The 16,512-nt window shown below is 71.8% G+C and carries 15 protein-coding genes; 10 read left to right on the top strand and 5 right to left on the bottom strand.

Features of this window, described 5'->3' with window-relative positions:
* Nucleotides 1-84: 84 nt before the first annotated feature.
* The gene (locus tag ACH4PY_RS17565) at nucleotides 85-795 is read right to left on the bottom strand and encodes a class I SAM-dependent DNA methyltransferase (protein ID WP_398182721.1); all 711 of its coding nucleotides are present in this window, start codon (nucleotides 793-795) and stop codon (nucleotides 85-87) included.
* A gap of 86 nt (nucleotides 796-881) precedes the next feature.
* Between ACH4PY_RS17565 and ACH4PY_RS17560 the strand changes: the two genes are divergently transcribed.
* From ACH4PY_RS17560 to ACH4PY_RS17545, 4 genes are all read left to right on the top strand, one after another.
* Nucleotides 882-1,064 (top strand): hypothetical protein, encoded by a 183-nt coding sequence (locus ACH4PY_RS17560; RefSeq protein ID WP_398182718.1) that lies wholly within the window; start codon nucleotides 882-884, stop codon nucleotides 1,062-1,064.
* 184 nt (nucleotides 1,065-1,248) lie between these two features.
* Nucleotides 1,249-2,244: an ABC transporter ATP-binding protein gene (locus ACH4PY_RS17555; RefSeq protein WP_398182715.1), complete on the top strand. Its 996-nt coding sequence runs from the start codon at nucleotides 1,249-1,251 to the stop codon at nucleotides 2,242-2,244.
* Nucleotides 2,241-2,981 (top strand): ABC transporter permease, encoded by a 741-nt coding sequence (locus ACH4PY_RS17550; RefSeq protein WP_398182712.1) that lies wholly within the window; start codon nucleotides 2,241-2,243, stop codon nucleotides 2,979-2,981. Before ACH4PY_RS17555 ends, ACH4PY_RS17550 begins: the two co-directional genes overlap by 4 nt.
* Before the next feature lie 7 nt (nucleotides 2,982-2,988).
* The gene (locus tag ACH4PY_RS17545) at nucleotides 2,989-3,312 is read left to right on the top strand and encodes a histidine kinase dimerization/phosphoacceptor domain-containing protein (protein ID WP_398182709.1); all 324 of its coding nucleotides are present in this window, start codon (nucleotides 2,989-2,991) and stop codon (nucleotides 3,310-3,312) included.
* A 16-nt stretch (nucleotides 3,313-3,328) separates the two neighbouring features.
* Here the strand turns inward: ACH4PY_RS17545 and ACH4PY_RS17540 are convergent, their stop codons facing one another.
* The 4 genes from ACH4PY_RS17540 to ACH4PY_RS17525 form a co-directional block, all read right to left on the bottom strand.
* On the bottom strand, nucleotides 3,329-5,635 hold the full coding sequence (locus tag ACH4PY_RS17540; protein ID WP_398182706.1) for a hypothetical protein: 2,307 nt from the start codon (nucleotides 5,633-5,635) through the stop codon (nucleotides 3,329-3,331).
* Between the two features lie 153 nt (nucleotides 5,636-5,788).
* Nucleotides 5,789-6,157 carry a DUF6113 family protein gene (locus ACH4PY_RS17535; protein WP_398182703.1) on the bottom strand — a complete coding sequence of 123 codons (369 nt, stop codon included), beginning with the start codon at nucleotides 6,155-6,157 and terminating at the stop codon, nucleotides 5,789-5,791.
* Nucleotides 6,154-7,128: an N-acetyl-1-D-myo-inositol-2-amino-2-deoxy-alpha-D-glucopyranoside deacetylase gene (gene mshB / locus ACH4PY_RS17530; protein WP_398182700.1), complete on the bottom strand. Its 975-nt coding sequence runs from the start codon at nucleotides 7,126-7,128 to the stop codon at nucleotides 6,154-6,156. The genes ACH4PY_RS17535 and mshB overlap by 4 nt, the downstream gene beginning before the upstream one ends.
* A gap of 31 nt (nucleotides 7,129-7,159) precedes the next feature.
* A complete protein-coding gene (locus ACH4PY_RS17525; protein WP_031521375.1) occupies nucleotides 7,160-7,354 on the bottom strand; it encodes a hypothetical protein in 195 nt (64 codons plus the stop codon).
* 263 nt (nucleotides 7,355-7,617) lie between these two features.
* Between ACH4PY_RS17525 and ACH4PY_RS17520 the strand changes: the two genes are divergently transcribed.
* The 6 genes from ACH4PY_RS17520 (at nucleotide 7,618) to ACH4PY_RS17495 (ending at nucleotide 16,510) form a co-directional block, all read left to right on the top strand.
* A complete protein-coding gene (locus ACH4PY_RS17520) occupies nucleotides 7,618-9,759 on the top strand; it encodes a prolyl oligopeptidase family serine peptidase (protein ID WP_398182696.1) in 2,142 nt (713 codons plus the stop codon).
* A 435-nt stretch (nucleotides 9,760-10,194) separates the two neighbouring features.
* A complete protein-coding gene (locus tag ACH4PY_RS17515) occupies nucleotides 10,195-11,220 on the top strand; it encodes an ABC transporter permease (protein ID WP_398182693.1) in 1,026 nt (341 codons plus the stop codon).
* A gap of 103 nt (nucleotides 11,221-11,323) precedes the next feature.
* The gene (locus ACH4PY_RS17510; protein WP_398182690.1) at nucleotides 11,324-13,126 is read left to right on the top strand and encodes an ABC transporter substrate-binding protein; all 1,803 of its coding nucleotides are present in this window, start codon (nucleotides 11,324-11,326) and stop codon (nucleotides 13,124-13,126) included.
* Between the two features lie 140 nt (nucleotides 13,127-13,266).
* Entirely contained in the window at nucleotides 13,267-14,244 is a 978-nt protein-coding gene (locus tag ACH4PY_RS17505; RefSeq protein ID WP_398182687.1) for an ABC transporter permease, read from the top strand.
* Nucleotides 14,245-14,254: 10 nt separating this feature from the next.
* Complete coding sequence (locus ACH4PY_RS17500) at nucleotides 14,255-15,316, top strand: ABC transporter ATP-binding protein (protein WP_398182684.1); 1,062 nt, start codon at nucleotides 14,255-14,257, stop codon at nucleotides 15,314-15,316.
* 21 nt (nucleotides 15,317-15,337) lie between these two features.
* Nucleotides 15,338-16,510: an ABC transporter ATP-binding protein gene (locus ACH4PY_RS17495; protein WP_398182681.1), complete on the top strand. Its 1,173-nt coding sequence runs from the start codon at nucleotides 15,338-15,340 to the stop codon at nucleotides 16,508-16,510.
* Nucleotides 16,511-16,512: the final 2 nt, after the last annotated feature.

Below are 16,512 nucleotides of genomic sequence, written 5' to 3'. Positions count from 1 at the left end.
GCTGTGCCGCCATTGTTACGCCGTTCGCCGCACCCGGCCCCCCGGCTCCCTCCGAAGACCGCCGGCCCGGCGCGGGTGCGCCCGTCACCTCCCGGCGGGAGTTCCGGTGCGGCGGCGCGCGAGCAGGTAGGCCTGCGGCACGGGCTCGTCCCCGACGGGGGCGCGGACCACCGTCGCCGTCACGTCGAAGCCCGCGGCGTCCAGCGCGGCGCCGGTGCGCTCGGGGGACATCCGGTGGAAGTCCAGCGCCACGTCGTGGCCGAAGGCCTGCTCGTGCCGTTTGACGCCCTCCCCCGCCTGGAAGCCCAGCAGCAGGTGGCCGCCCGGGGCGAGCACGCGGTGGAACTCGGCGAGCGCGCCGGGGACGTGCCGCGGGGGCACATGGATGAGGGAGTACCAGGCGAGGAGCCCGGCGAGGCCGCCGTCCGGCACGTCGAGCCGGGTCAGCGACCCGACGTCGAAGCGCAGCCCCGGGTGCAGCCGCCGGGCCGTCGCCACCATCACCGGCGACAGATCCACCCCGCGGATGTCCAGGCCGAGACCGCGGACGTACGCCGTCACCCGGCCCGGTCCGGAACCGGCCTCCAGGACGGCTCCGCCGCCGTCCGCCCGCACCTGCTCGGCGAAGACGCCGAGTATCGCGCGCTCCATCGGCAGCGCCGCCGCCCCGTCCCCGAAGCGCGCGTCGTACTCGGCGGCGACGGTGTCGTAGAAGGAGCGCGCGGCGGTCTCGTACGCCTCGCGCACCTCGTCGGAGGTCTCGGGGGTGCCGGGTGTTCCGGCGGTGCTGGTCATGCCCGGAACCGTAGCGGCGGGGTCTGACAGTCCGTCCGGTGCCGCCGGGTCGGGCCGCCCGCGGGGCGGGAGGGCGGGGGGCGGCCATGATCAACGAGGGCGCGCGGACCTATGATGTGTCCGGGCGAGCCGCCGTCATCCGGCGCCGCGCCCGCCGGAACAGCGAGACATGGGAAGGCAAGCCGACGATGAAGACCCCCGACGTCATGGCCCCGGGCAGCGCCCAGGCATCCGCCACGCTCCGCGCCGGCTGGTTCCCCTCCGCCTGACCCGCATCCCGCGAGGGCCCGTCGGGCCCTCCCCACCAGGCCCCGCGGCTCCCCGAGCCCCGGGGCCGACCTGTGCCGTACGCCCGCAGGCAGCCCCCGTACGACCCCCGTATGACATCTGTCATGCGGAAGATACGACCCACGGCACTGCCACGCGGCCCGCCGGGCGCGGGAGGCTGGGGGTATGAGAACGACGGCGACCACGACGGACAAAGCGGCGGCGGAGCCCCGGGAGGCGGGGCGGCCCGCCGTGGAGTTCGTGTCGGTGAACAAGACCTACGGGGCCGTGCGCGCCGTGGCGGAGCTGAGCCTGGAGCTGTACCCCGGTGAGACGGTGGCGCTGCTCGGGCCGAACGGCGCGGGCAAGTCCACCGCGCTCGACCTGCTGCTCGGGCTGAAGAACGCCGACGGCGGCCGGGTGCGGGTCTTCGGAACGACACCGGCGCAGGCCATCGAGGCCGGCCGGGTCGGGGCCATGCTGCAGAGCGGCGGGCTCATGGAGGAGGTGACCGTCCGCGAACTGGTGGGGCTCGCGTGCGACCTGCACCCGAAGGCGTATCCGGTGGACCAGGTGCTGTCCGCCGCGGGGATCACGGACATCGCGTCCCGCATGGTCAACAAGCTGTCGGGCGGTCAGGAGCAGCGGGTGCGCTTCGCGCTGGCCACCGCCGGGGCCAACGACCTGATCGTGCTGGACGAGCCGACGGTGGGCATGGACGTCAGCGCCCGGCAGGCGTTCTGGGCGACCATGCGCGGCCAGGTCGCCGAGGGCCGCACGGTGCTCTTCGCCACGCACTACCTGGAGGAGGCCGACGCGATCGCCGACCGCGTCCTGGTGCTGCACCAGGGGCGGCTCATCGCGGACGGCACCGCGGCGGAGATCAAGGCGCGGGCCGGCGCCCGCCGGGTGACCTTCGACCTCGACGGGCCGATCGACGAGGCGGCGCTGCGCGCCCTGCCGCGCCTGGTGGGCCTGGACGTCACCGGCCCGACCGTCCGCATCCGCTCCGACGACGCGGACGCCACCGTGCACGCGGTCTACGGCCTCGGCCTCTACCCGCGCAACCTGGAGGTCTCCGGGCTCGGCCTGGAGCAGGCCTTCCTGGCCATCACCGACGCGGCGGACGCCGCACGCGACGACGCCGGCGCGCTGCCCGCCGGGGAGGCGGACGCCCGATGAGAACCCTGGTCAAGCTGGAGATCCTGCGCACCCTGCGCAACCGCAAGTTCATGTTCTTCTCGGTGCTCTACCCCGGCTTCCTCTTCCTGATCATCACGGCGGGCGCGGACAGGCACAAGAAGCTGGACGGCTCCGACCTCACCGTGGTCGCGTACTACATGGTCGCGATGGCCGCCTTCGGCGCGATGACCGCGGTGCTGATGGGCAACGCCGAGCGCATCGCCCGCGAGCGCGAGAAGGGCTGGGTGCGGCAGCTGCGGCTCACCGCGCTGCCGGGCCGCGGCTACGTCACGGCGAAGATCGCCTCGGCGGCGACCGTGAGCCTGCCGTCGATCCTGGTCGTGCTGGTGCTCGGCGCGGCGGTCAAGGGCGTGTCGCTGGAGGCGTGGCAGTGGGTGGCGCTGCTGGCGAGCGTCTGGGCGGGCAGCATGGTCTTCGCGGCGCTGGGTGTCGCGATCGGCTACGTCGCCACGACGGACGTCGCCCGGCCGATCTCGATGCTGTGCTACTTCGCGCTCGCGATGCTGGGCGGCCTGTGGGTGCCCTTCACGACCTTCCCGCACTGGCTGCGCACCATCGCCGGTTACCTGCCGGGCCGGGCGTACGCGGCACTGGGCCAGTCCATCGAGTTCGGCGACGCCCCGCACGCCAAGGACGTCACGGTGCTGGTCGTCTACCTGCTGCTCTTCGCGGGCACGGCCGCGTGGCTGTACCGCAAGGACACCCGGAAGGCGTGACGGCGCCATGACGCTCCCCACGGCGCCGCCCGCGGCCGGGATACGGGCCGCGGCGGCCTGCGCGGTGCTGCTCGGCGGCGCGGTCGCGGGTGTGCGGCTGGCCCGGGCGGGGCGCGAACTGCGCGAGGCCCGGCGGGCGGTCGCCCGCGCCCGCGACCTGCACGACGGGCTCGGCCACGCGCTGGCCCTCATCGCGATCAAGAGCGAGCTGGCGGGCCGCATGCTCGCCGCCTCCCCGGCCCGCGCCGCGCAGGAGGTCGGCGACATCCGCCGGGTGAGCCGGCAGGCCCTCGCGGAAGTCCGCGAGGGCCTGCCGGGCAGGACGCGCTGAGTGGCCGGGCCGGGCCCTACCCGGCGACGTTCGGGAAGGTCACCGTGCGCTCGGCCGGGTCCGTCGCGTTGAGCGCCTGGACGAGGGCGGTCGCGACGTCCTGCGGCGTGACCGCGGTCCTGGAGCCGTCACCGCGCTCCAGCTTCACGTTCTGGAAGGCCTTGCCGTACAGGTCCTTGAGCTTGGCCAGGTCGATGTGCGGGGCGAGCTTGCCGTCCGCGTCGGCCGTCATGGTGAGGAACTGCGGCAGCGTGTTGTCGAACGAGATGAAGTGCCCGGCGTCCGCCCGCACCGTCACCCGGCCCGACATCGCCGTCTTGCCGAAGCCGTTGACGGCGCGGTCGAGTTCGGCCTGGGTGACCTTCGGCGCCACGGTGGTGGCGTCGAGTGCGACCACCGGGTCGGCCGCGGTCTCCACCCGGGTGCGGAAGGCCGCCTCGACCTTCTGCGCCGCGGAGTCCACGTCGAAGGTGTGGCGGGCGGTGCCCGGCACGGCGATCGCCTTGTGGTCCTCGAAGCGCACCATGCCCTCGGTGCCGCCGTTGTCCTTGCCGGCCAGCGCCTGGAGCGCCGCCTTGAGCTTGTCCTCGTCGATGACGTAGACGGGGCTCGCGGTGCGGCTGCCGCCGAAGAGCGAGCCGATCACCGAGACCGGGTTGTAGTCGGCGTGCGCGACGGCCCGCACGGTCGCGTCGGTGTCCACGGACAGGCCCGCGACGGACGGCTTCAGCGTCGTCTTCGTGCCGCCGATGCTGAGCTGCAGGGGCGCGCTGGCGCGGTTGCCGAGCGCGTCGTCGAGCACCTTGACCGCGGCCGCGCGGTTCTGGTCGCCGATGTCGACGCCGAAGGCGGTGGTGCCCTTGGGCACGTCGGCGTGGTTCATGAGCAGGCCCGCGCCGTACGCGAGGACCAGCACGGCGACCACACCGGCGCCCAGCAGCATGGGCTTGGAGCGCCCCTTCTTCACCGGCCGGGCCGCGGCGGGCGCGGGTGCGGCGGGCTTGGCGGCGGGCTCCGGCTCACGGTCGGGCTCGGGTCTGCGCGGCGCGGCGGGCCGCGGGGTGCGCGGGCCGCCGGGCGGCACCGTGGGGATGCCGCTCACCAGGGTGTCGCCGGACACCCGCCCGGTGCCGCCGGGCGGCGTGGCCGCGGGGTCGGGCGTGAGCGGGGGCACGTTGAGGGTGCCGGTCGCGGGACCGGCGGTCGGGCCGTCCGGCGGGCTGAGCGTCTCACCGAAGGCGGGCACGGTGTAACTGGCGCTCGCCGGGTCGGTCCCCGTCGGCCGCGGCACCCCGGGCGGGAAGTCGTCGGTCCTGAACGGCTGCGAGCCGGTGTCGTAGGGCGCGCGCGAACCCGTGTCGTACGGCGAGTGCGACCCGGTGTCGTACGGGGAGGGCCCGTCGCCGGGCAGCCGCGTGGACCCGGTGTCGTACGGGGACTGCGACCCGGTGTCGTACGGGGACTGTGGGTCACCCACGACCGGAGTCGCACCCGTGTCGTACGGGGAGGGCCCGTCGCCGGGCAGCCGCGTGGACCCGGTGTCGTACGGGGAGGCACCCTCGCCCGGCAGCCGCGTCGATCCCGTGTCGTACGGGGAGCGGCCCTCGTCCACCGCGGGCATCGCCGCCGTGTCGTAGGGGGAACCGGGCACCGGCGGGCGCGGGGCGGAGCCGGTGTCGAAGGGCGAGCCGAAGGGCGGGGTCGGCTCGGCGAACGGCGCGGGGAAGCCCTCCGCGGGGGTGTCGTGCGGGCCGCGGGCCGCCTCGGTGTCGACGGGCGCGCCGCCCACCGGCGGCGGCAGGTAGGGCACGCCACCGGCGTACGGGGGCGGCGCCGCCGCTTCCTCCGTGGCGGGGGGCGCGGCGGCGTCGGGTGCCGCCACGGGCTTGCGGGGCGAGAACCAGTCGCTGGTGGCCTTCTCGGGCTCCGGCTCGGGCCGTGCCTCCGGCTCCGCCTCGGGCGCCTCCTCGGCGGGCGCGGCAGCGGCGGCCTCGTCGACGGGCGTGCGGACGACGACCGGCGGGATCGGCCGCGAGCCGGGGATGTTGATGCGGATCCGGGTCGTCAGCGTCGTCTCGGTCCTGGGCTCGTCCGGGAGTGGCGGCTCGCCCGCGCCCGCCTCGGACCCGGTGCCGGAAGCGGAGGGTGCGCCGGTGCCGGGGGCGGAGCCGCTGCCGTCGTCAGGCGCGTCCGCGGACCGGGGCCGCTCCTGCGGGTGCAGGGAGGGGAAGGGGCGGCTGCCGTACGGCTGCGTCCCGGACGGGTACGCGGCGCCGCCGCGGCCCTGGGCCCCGGAGGACGAACTGTCTGTTTCACGAGTCAACGCAGGCTCTCCCGGTGTGCTTCGCCGCCCGACATGGTTCCCCGCTCGCGGCTCGCCGGCGGGCCCCACCATACCGACCGGCCGCCAACGGCGGCCCTGGTCGGGCGGAACGCTCGGGGTCAGCCAACCATGGCCTCGCCCCTGCCCGCCAAGTCAGGCCCTATTCGCCCCGGATGGCATCAGTTGTGGCAAGGTGGCGCAGATCACGGCGGCCAGGGCGCCGCCCAGCAGGTAGAGATAGGAGCCGGCGCCCGCCGCGAAGAGGAAGTCGCCCTCGGGCCGGGTGGTGCTCAGCAGGATCACCGAGATCAGCCAGATCCCCGCGGGCACCGCCACCCCGACGCGGCTGCCGGTGGCCTTCAGACCGCCGTAGAAGAGCGCCGCGCAGCCCGCGAGGCCCAGCAGCAGCCCGCCGGGGAAGAGGCCCCCCTGCACGAGCGCGCCGGCGAGCGCGACGAGGGCGCCGAGCACGGCGAGGCCCAGGTAGCCGAGGAGCCGGCCGAGGGAGAGAGGGGTGGTCACGCGGCACCTCCGCCGAGGCCGGCGTCGTCGGAGCCGGAGACAGAAACGGAAACGGAACGGGGACCGGAGGCGGCACCGCCGCCGGACCGACGGGCGAACAGGTCGGTCACCGGGGCGCCGGCCGCGGCGCCGGGGAGCGCCTCGCCGTGCACCTGGCGGTAGTACTCGGTGCTGAAGAAGGGCTGGCCCAGGTCGTTGGAGAGGGCGAAGAAGGGGCCGTCCACGGCGATCTGGGTGGCGTGCGCACGCATCGCCGCGGCCTTGCGGTCGGCGTACGCGCTGCCGTCGACGACGACGCTGACCTGCTCGTCGTCGACCACTCCGGGGAGGTCGCCGGGGGTGGCGACGCCGCCGAAGGGGAAGTCCTCGCCTGCCGCGGCGAGCCGGGCGAAGCCCTCCTCGACGGCCGAGCGCGGGGTGCAGATCTCGAAGACCCGGTCGACCCGGTGGCCCTGCTCGGCGGCGAGTTCGTAGCCGCGCATCGCGACCCGGTGGGCCTGGATGTGGTCGGGGTGGCCGTAGCCGCCGTTGTCGTCGTAGGTGACGAGCGCCTGCGGGCGCACGTCCATGATGACCTCGGCCAGGTGGCCCGCGGCCTCGTCCAGGTCGGCCTGCCAGAAGCAGCCGGGCACCTCGTTCTGGGCGACGCCCATCATGCCGGAGTCGCGGTAGCGGCCGGGGCCGCCGAGGAAGCGGTGGTCGGTGACGCCGAGTTCCGCCATCGCCGCGGCCAGCTCGCCGACGCGGTACTCGCCGAGGGTGTCCTCCCGGTCGGCCGCCAGGTGGGCGAGCTCGGACGGAATGACCTCGCCCTCCTCACCCAGGGTGCATGTGACCAGGGTGACGAGGGCGCCTTCGGCCGCGTACTTCGCCATGGTGGCGCCGTTGTTGATCGTCTCGTCGTCCGGGTGGGCGTGGACGAGCAGCAACCGGCGCGCGGGACGCGCGGACGGGGTGGTTCGGTCGGTCATGGCGGAAGCCTACGACTCCCGCCCGGGGCGCTCAGAACTTGATGTCGGAGATCATTCCCGCGACGTTGTTGGTGAGATCGTTGATCTGCGGAGCCCAGGACGAACTCGCCAGGTAAAAGCCCAGCAGTGTGCACGCCACGGCGTGGCCCCACTTCAACCCGGACCGTCGGATCAGCAGGACCACGATGATCAGCAGCAGCAGCACCGCCGAAATCGAGAGTGCCACAGCGGCTCACCTCCAGGTACGACGCAGGGGTCATGTCAGTTGCCACATGCTTATTACCCACCCATGGCAACGGATCATAACTTTCCGTGCGACCGCATAGGTCGGAGCACGGAAGCACTGGGGGGCGCATGACCAGATCCAGCCACCGCGGCGCCGCGCCCCCGGTCCGCCCCCTTCCGCAGCACCGCAGGTCGGGTGGTGTGCGGCGGTGTCGGACCGAAATCCGGAGGCGGTTGTCGGTGGCACCCCCTACTGTCACGGATATGACGTACCTCTCATTCCCCCGGCAGCACGCGCGGACACAGCGGTTCACCCTCGGGGTGCCGCGGGCGTTCACCGTGGCGCCGGACGGGAGACGGGTGGTCTTCCTGCGCTCGCGCACGGGCACGGACACCGCCCAGCTGCTGTGGGTGCTGGATCTGCCCGCCGGCGCCGAAGGGGCGGTACGGGAGCGGGTCGCGGCCGATCCGGTGGCGCTGCTGGGCGGCTCCGAGGAGCAGCTGCCCGCCGCCGAGCGGGCCCGCAGGGAGCGCAGCCGCCAGTCGTCGGCGGGCGTCGTGGCCTACGCGGTGGACGCCGCGGCGACGACCGCCGCTTTCGCGCTGTCCGGGCGGCTGTTCACGGTGGACCTGACGCAAGAGGGCGGCGCCCCGCGGGAGTTGACGGTGCCGGGCCCCGTGGTGGATCCGCGGCCCTCGCCGGACGGGCGCCGGGTGGCCTTCGCGGCGGGCGGCGCGCTGCGGGTGGTGGCCGCGGACGGTACGGACGGGCGCGCGCTGGCCGAGCCGGACGGGGACGAAGTGACGTGGGGCCTCGCGGAGTTCGTCGCCGCCGAGGAGATGGGGCGGCACCGCGGCTTCTGGTGGGCGCCCGACAGTTCGGCGCTGCTGGCGGCCCGGGTGGACGAGTCCGGGGTGGCCCGGCGCTGGCTGTCCGAGCCCGCGCAGCCGGACCGGGCGCCGGTCCAGGTGGCCTATCCCGCGGCGGGCACGCCCAACGCCGAGGTGACGCTGTGGCTGCTCGGCCTGGACGGCAGCCGCCGCGAGGTGACGTGGGACCGCGAGCGCTTCCCGTACCTCGCGGCCGTGCACTGGACGGCGGCCGGACCGCCCGTCCTGCTGGTCCAGACGCGCGAGCAGCGCACCCAGCACTATCTGACGGTCGATACGGAATCGGGCGCGACGTCCCTTGTGGCCGCCGAGGAAGATCGAGATTGGCTTGATCTTTTCCCCGGCGTGCCGGCCCTGCGCCCGGACGGGACGCTGCTGCGGATCACCGACACCGAGGGCGGCCGGGTCCTGACCGCCGACGGGAAGCCGTGGACGGACGGACGGCTGCACGTCCGTGCCGTGCTGGCCGCGGACGGCGAGGACGTGCTGGTCAGCGCCTCGGCGGGAGCGCAGGCCACGGAGCCGGAGACGGGCGAGATCCATGTCTACCGGGTGACGGCCGACGGCCCGGTCCGTGTCACGGGCGAGCCCGGCGTGCACTCCTCGGTCCGCGCGGGCGCGGTCACCGTGCTCAGCTCCTCACTGCCCGACCGCCCCGGCGTCCGCACCCGGGTGCTGCGCGGGGAGGACGAGCTGGCGGAGATCGCCTCGCATGCGGAAGCCCCGTCGCTCACCACGCGGATCCGCCTGACGGAGGCGGGCGAGCGGCACATCCCCTGCGCGGTGCTGCTGCCGACCGGCTACTCCACGGGTGACGGCCCGCTGCCGGTGCTGATGGATCCCTACGGCGGGCCGCACGGCCAGCGGGTGACCGCGGCGCACAACGCGCATCTGGTCTCGCAGTGGTTCGCCGACCAGGGTTTCGCGGTGGTCGTCGCCGACGGCCGCGGCACGCCGGGCCGCTCCCCCGCGTGGGAGAAGGCGATCGGCGGCGGGCGGCTCGCCGAGGTCGTCCTCGCGGACCAGATCGACGCGCTGCACGCGCTCGCGGAGTCCTTCCCGCTGGATCTGTCCCGGGTCGCGATCCGCGGCTGGTCCTTCGGCGGCACGCTCGCCGCACTGGCGGTGCTGCGCCGTCCCGACGTCTTCCACGCCGGTGTCGCCGGCGCGCCCCTGACGGACCAGCGGCTCTACGACACGCATTACACCGAGCGTTATCTGGGACTCCCGCAGGAGCAGGGCGCGGCCTACGACGCGAATTCCGTCGTGACGTCCGAGGGGATTCCCCAACTCGCCGAACCGGCCCGCCCGCTGATGATCATTCACGGCTTCGCGGACGACAATGTGCTGGTCGCGAATACGCTGCGGCTTTCCACCGCGCTTCTGGCCGCAGGACGGCCGCACGAGGTATTGCCGCTCTCCGGCGGGATCACGCACATGACTCCCCAGGAAGAGGTCGCCGAAAACCTCCTCCGCCTCCAGGTGGACTTCCTGAACCGCGCCCTCCCGAAGTAGGACCACCCGCACGTTACAGAAGGGGCTGGTGTTGTTCAGGCGCGGGGAACCGCGCGTACAACCCCCACCGACCGGCGGTCGGCAACGGCGCCCAGAAGTCGTCCCGGTGGCCGCCCCCGCCCCCGCGGGTTTCGAAGAGCAGGAAACCCGGTCCGTATATCGGTCAAGCCTCGGCCGTGTTGCGCGCGCGTAAACGCGTTTCGTCCGACCAAGTCGGACATGTCTCCCCCGGCGGCAAGGTGTCAAGCACGCCCGGAAGACGATCTGCTCAATCTTCGCTCAAGAAGCAGTCGATCACGCTTTCTTCCCTCCGCGCCCTCTTGACTGCAACTTGCTTTCATTGCGACAGTCCCGGCAACTCACGACGCGTCCACCCGTCGCGGGAGTCTCAAGCCATCTGCTCCATCAGTGACGCCACCAGCGGGGGCCATCGCGATGACGAGTTCCACCGAGACAGCCGTCTCAGGACCGCCCGGCGAACCGGGCGAGATCACCGACGCCGTGCCCGCGGTCGCCCCCGAACTCCAGGGGCGGTCGCCGGGGCAGTTGATGTGGCGCCGTTTCAAACGCGATCGCGCCGGGGTGATTTCGGCATACATCGTCGTCTTCTTCTTCCTGGTCGGTATCTGCGCGCCGCTCATAGCCAAGCTCTACGGCAAGGACCCGTACACGCTGTACGGGCAGAACGACCCGGGCCTGCTGGACGACTTCGGCTATCCGGTCGCCCCGAACGGCGGCATGAGCGGTCACTTCTGGTTCGGTATCGAGCCGGGCCTCGGGCGGGACGTCTTCACCCAGCTCCTCTACGGCATCCGCACCTCGCTGTTCATCGCCGTGGCGGTGACGATCGTGGTGACGATCACCTCGATCGTGCTCGGCGTGACGGCCGGTTACCTCGGGGGCAAGACCGACTACTTCATCGGCCGGGCCACCGACCTGCTGATGGCCTTCCCCGCGCAGCTGTTCTTCGTCGCCGTGATGCCCGTCGTCACCGCGCTCTTCGTGAGCCCGAGCGACGAGACCCCGACGTATCTGCGGGTCGTGGCGCTGATCGCGGTGCAGTGGATCCTCGGCTGGATGGGGCTCGCCCGGCTGCTGCGCGGTCAGGTGCTGAGCCTGCGGGAGCGCGAGTTCATCGAGGCGGCCCGGGTGACGGGGGCCTCCCCCTGGCGCATCGTGCGCCGTGAGCTGCTGCCCAACCTGGTGACACCGATTCTGGTCCAGAGCACGCTGATGCTGCCGACCTTCGTCACCGCGGAAGCCGGACTGTCGTTCCTGGGTGTCGGGCTCGTCGAGCCGACGCCGGACTGGGGACGGATGTTCGCCCGCGGGGCGGAGGTCTACCAGAACGACATCACGTACATGTTCTTCCCCGGCGTCGCGATGGTGATCTTCATCGTCGCCTTCAACCTGCTCGGGGATTCGGTCCGTGACGCCTTCGACCCGAAGGCCGCACGTTAGGGACGCCGCTGCGGGGGCGGCGTCGCCCCGCACTGGACCGCTTTGCAGCTCATCGCAGCTCATCGTTACGAGACAGGGGTGCACAACCGATATGAGAGTCTACATGCGTAGAACGCGGGCCGCGCTGGTGGCAGTCGCCGCCGGCGCACTGGTCCTGACCGCGTGCAGCAGTGGCGGGGGCGGTGGGCACAAGAGCGTCGACAACAAGGACGCCAAGGCCAAGCAGAGCAAGAGCGCCCAGCAGCTCGCGGGCGCCATCACCTTCGGCGACGACGCCGCGTCGAAGGGCCCGGCCGAACCCGTTCCGGGCGCGGTCAGCGGCGGCACGATGAACGTGCTGGAGCGGGACAGCTACACGCACCTCGACCCGGGCCAGATATATGTCCAGAACGAGTACCAGCTCGCGACGCTGATCCACCGCGGCCTGACGACGTACAAGCTCGACAACCAGGGCAAGTACACCGTCGTCGGCGACCTCGCGACCAACAGCGGCGAGCAGTCGGACGGCGGCAAGACCTGGACCTTCCACTTGAAGGACAACATCAAGTGGCAGGACGGCACGCCGATCACGTCGAAGGACATCCGCTGGTCGGTGGAGCGGCTCTTCGCGCCGTTCATCACCAACGGCCCGGCCTACCTCCAGCAGTGGCTGGCCAACACCAGCGGCACCGACTACCGCAAGCTGCTGCCGGCCGGCCCCTACAACGGCCAGCACCTGCCGGACACGCTGCTGTCGACGCCGGACGAGAAGACGATCGTCTTCCACTTCGCCAAGGCCGAGCCCGACACCCCTTACCTGTTCGCGCTGCCCGGCTACGCGGCCGTGGACTCCGCGAAGGACACCAAGCAGGCGTACGACAAGGCGCCGGTCGCCTCCGGTCCCTACATGATCAAGGACTTCAACCAGGGCAAGTCGATGACCCTGGTGAAGAACACCAACTGGGACCCGAACTCCGACTCGGCGCGGCACCAGTACGTGGACTCCTTCGCGATCACGTTCAACCACCAGTACGAGGACTCCACCAAGCGGCTGATGTCCGACGCGGGTGAGAACCAGACGTCGGTGAGCTTCGCCAACGCCGTCGACACCGACAACACCCCGACCGTGGTGGGCACCCCGGCGATCTACAAGCGCACGGTGGCCGGCTACCAGCCCTTCACCGGGCAGATCAACTTCAACATGAAGCGGCTCACGGACCTCAACGTCCGCAAGGCGCTCGCGCTGGCCATCCCGACCAAGCCGACCTACCAGGCGCTCGGCGCCGAGTACGGCGCGGAGTACGCGGGCGGCTTCCTCAGCCCGACGCTCGCCGGCTACCAGAAGTCGGACCCGCTGGGCAAGATCGCCAACCCCAACGGTGACGCCGCGGCCGCGAAGAAGATCCTCACCGACGCGGGCAAGCTCAACACGAAGATCACCTACGCGTACGTCAACACCACCGCGGGCCAGCAGTACTCGGTGGCCATCGCCGCCGCGCTGAAGGCCGCTGGCTTCGACGTGCAGCGCAAGGAACTCCCGTCGGACACGTACTACGACCTGATCGGCAAGGTCGACAACCCGTACGACATCTACGCCTCGGCGTGGGGCGCGGACTGGCCGAGCGCCCTGACCGTGATCCCGCCGGTCTTCGACGGCCGCACGATCGCCGACCAGGCGCCGAACTACTCGCACGTCAACGACCCGCACATCAACAGCGAGATCGACCGGATCTCGGCGCTGACGGACCCGGCGGCGGCGCAGAAGGCCTGGTTCGACCTGAACACCTACATCGTCACCAAGGTGATCCCGGCCGTTCCGACCGTCTACTACAAGCAGCTCCAGCTGTTCGGCTCCAAGATCGGCGGGGCCGTCTACAACAACATGTGGTCGGGCATCGACTGCACGAAGCTCTTCCTCAAGCCGTAAGGCCGTGAGCCCGGACGGCTGCGCGCAGCCGTCCGGCGCACCGCCGCGGTGGGGCCGGGCAGTCGCCCGGCCCCACCGGGGCGCCCCCGCCCCCGGTCTTCCGGTCCACCGCCGCCCGTCCTCAGAGAGCTGCGACCGCCATGCTTCGATTCCTCGTCCGCCGGACGCTCGGCGCTGTGGTCATCCTGCTGTTCATCAGCGCCTTCACCTTCTTCCTGTTCTTCGCGATACCGCACGACCCCGCCCTGCTGTCCTGCGGCAAGAACTGCACGCCGGACAACCTGAAGATCATTCACCACAACCTGGGCCTCGACCATCCGGTGCCGGTGCAGTACTACCTGTTCATGGTGCGGATGTTCACCGGCCACCACTTCCCGGCCGGCAACTGCCCGGCCCCGTGCTTCGGCTACTCCTTCGCCACCAGCGAGCCGGTGTGGCCGACGCTGATGGACCGGCTGCCCACCACGCTCTCGCTCGCCCTGGGCTCCATGGTGGTCTTCCTGATCTTCGGCCTCGGCACCGGCATGCTGGCCGCCTGGAAGCGCGGCACCCTGGTCGACAAGACCTTCAGCTCCGCCTCGCTCGTGCTCAGCTCGATGCAGATCTACTTCGTCGGGCCGCTGGTGCTGGCGCTCGTGGTCTACAACAACCACATCTTCGACCAGCCCAAGTACACGCCGCTCACGCAGAATCCGGTGTCCTGGTTCAACGGGCTGCTGATCCCGTGGTGCGTGCTGTCGATCCTGTTCACCGCGAACTACACGCGCATGGCGCGCTCGACGATGCTGGAGCAGCTCCAGGAGGAGCATGTCCGCACCGCCCGCGCCAAGGGCATGTCCAGCAGATACGTCTTCTTCCGGTACGCCTGGCGCGGCTCGCTCATCCCGATCGTGACGATCCTCGGCATCGACCTGGGCTCGCTGCTGGGCGGCGCGATGATCACCGAGTACACCTTCCAGCTCTCCGGGCTCGGGCAGCTGGCGCTGCGCTCGGTGCAGCAGACGGACCTTCCCATGCTCATGGGCGTGATGCTCTTCAGCGCCTTCATGATCGTGCTCTTCAACATCGTCGTGGACGCCGTCTACGCGTACATCGACCCGCGCATCCGGCTGTCCTAGGAGACCGGCAGTGACCACCTTGACCAAACCGGAGGACGCCGTCCCGGCGAGCGGCACCGACGCGTTCTTGTCGGTGCGCGACCTGCACGTGCGCTTCTCCACCGAGGACGGCGTCGTCAAGGCCGTCGACGGGCTGTCGTTCGACCTGGAGCGCGGCCAGACGCTGGGCATCGTCGGCGAGTCCGGCTCGGGCAAGTCGGTGACCAACCTGACCGTGCTCGGCCTGCACAACCCGTCCACCACCGAGGTGGCCGGCGAGATCGTGCTCGACGGCCAGGAGCTGACCGGGGCGTCCAACCGCACGCTGGAGAAGCTGCGCGGCAACAAGATGGCGATGATCTTCCAGGACTCGCTCACCGCGCTGTCGCCGTACTACACGATCGGCCGGCAGATCGCCGAGCCGTTCATGAAGCACCGCGGGGCGAGCAAGCGGGAGGGCCGGGAGCGGGCCATCGAGATGCTGGAGAAGGTCGGCATCCCGCAGCCCCGGATGCGGGTGGACGACTACCCGCACCAGTTCTCCGGCGGTATGCGGCAGCGCGCCATGATCGCGATGGCGCTGGTGTGCGACCCGGACCTGCTGATCGCCGACGAGCCGACGACGGCCCTGGACGTGACGGTGCAGGCGCAGATCCTGGACCTGCTCAAGGACCTCCAGCAGGAGTTCGGCTCGGCGATCATCCTGATCACCCACGACCTGGGCGTGGTGTCCAAGGTCGCCGACGACCTGCTGGTGATGTACGCGGGCCGGGCCGTGGAGCGCGGCTCGGTGCGGGAGATCCTGACGGCGCCGCAGCACCCGTACACCTGGGGCCTGCTGGGCTCGATGCCCCGGCTGGAGTCGGACGTCTCCGAGCCGCTGACGCCCATCCCGGGCTCGCCGCCCAGTCTGCTGGCGCCGCCGCCGGGCTGCCCCTTCCACCCGCGGTGCGGCTTCACCGACCTGGTCGGCGGCGGGCGGTGCGCCTCGGTGCGGCCGGACCTGCCGGCCGGGCGCGGTTCGGCGTGCCATCTGAAGGACGAGCAGAAGCGGTCCGTGTTCATCGAGACGATTCAGCCGCGGCTCGGCTGACTCACCAGGGCAGGCATCCACATGAGCAACGACATCTCACTGTCCAAGGACGCCGAGGGCACCGAGGACACCAAGGACGCCGAAGGGGCCGCGGAGAGCGCGGCGCGCGAGACGCTGCTGGAGGTCCGCGGGCTGGCCAAGCACTTCCCGGTGATGGGCGGCTTCCCGATCCGGCGGCAGATCGGCGCGGTCAAGGCGGTCGACGGAGTCGATCTGACGGTGCGGGCGGGCGAGAGCTTCGGCCTGGTCGGCGAGTCGGGCTGCGGCAAGTCGACCACGGGGCGGCTGATCACCCGGCTGCTGGAGCCCACCGCGGGCAGCATCAGCTACCGCGGGCAGGACATCACGCACGCCGGGCGCAAGCAGCTCGCGCCGGTCAGGTCCGAGATCCAGATGATCTTCCAGGACCCGTACTCGTCGCTGAACCCGCGGCAGACGGTCGGCACGATCATCCGCGGCCCGATGGAGATCAACGGCATCAACCCGCCCGGCGGCCGGGACCAGCGGGTGCGCGAGCTGCTGGAGACGGTCGGGCTCAACCCGGAGCACTACAACCGCTTCCCGCACGAGTTCTCCGGCGGGCAGCGGCAGCGTATCGGCGTCGCCCGAGCGCTGGCGCTGGAGCCCAAGCTGATCGTGGCCGACGAGCCGGTGTCGGCGCTGGACGTGTCGATCCAGGCGCAGGTGGTCAACCTGCTCCAGAAGGTGCAGCGCGAGCTGGGCATCGCGTTCCTGTTCATCGCGCACGACCTGGCGATCGTGCGGCACTTCTCGCAGCGGATCGCGGTGATGTACCTCGGCAAGATCGTCGAGGTCGGCGACCGTGAGTCCATCTACGTACGCCCCCGGCACCCGTACACGCACGCGCTGCTGTCGGCGGTGCCCGAGGTGGAGCCGCTGTGGGAGACCGCCGAGGAGGGCGCGGCGCGGCCCGAGCGCAAGGCGCGGATCCGGCTGGCGGGGGACGTGCCCTCGCCGCTCAACCCGCCGTCCGGCTGCCACTTCCGCACCCGCTGCTGGAAGGCCACCGAGGTGTGCGGGACGGAGGAGCCGCCGCTGGTCCGCCTGGACGGGGCGGACGAGGGGCATCTGACGGCCTGCCACCACCCGGAGGACCCGACGGTGACCGGCCGCACGGACGTGGTGATGGATCCGTCGCTGGCCGCGCTGGAGGATCAGTCCGAGCGCCCCTGACC

It is taken from the genome of Streptomyces sp. NPDC021224, assembly GCF_044332905.1.
Classification (GTDB): domain Bacteria; phylum Actinomycetota; class Actinomycetes; order Streptomycetales; family Streptomycetaceae; genus Actinacidiphila.
This window is presented reverse-complemented; position numbering and strand designations above follow the sequence as displayed.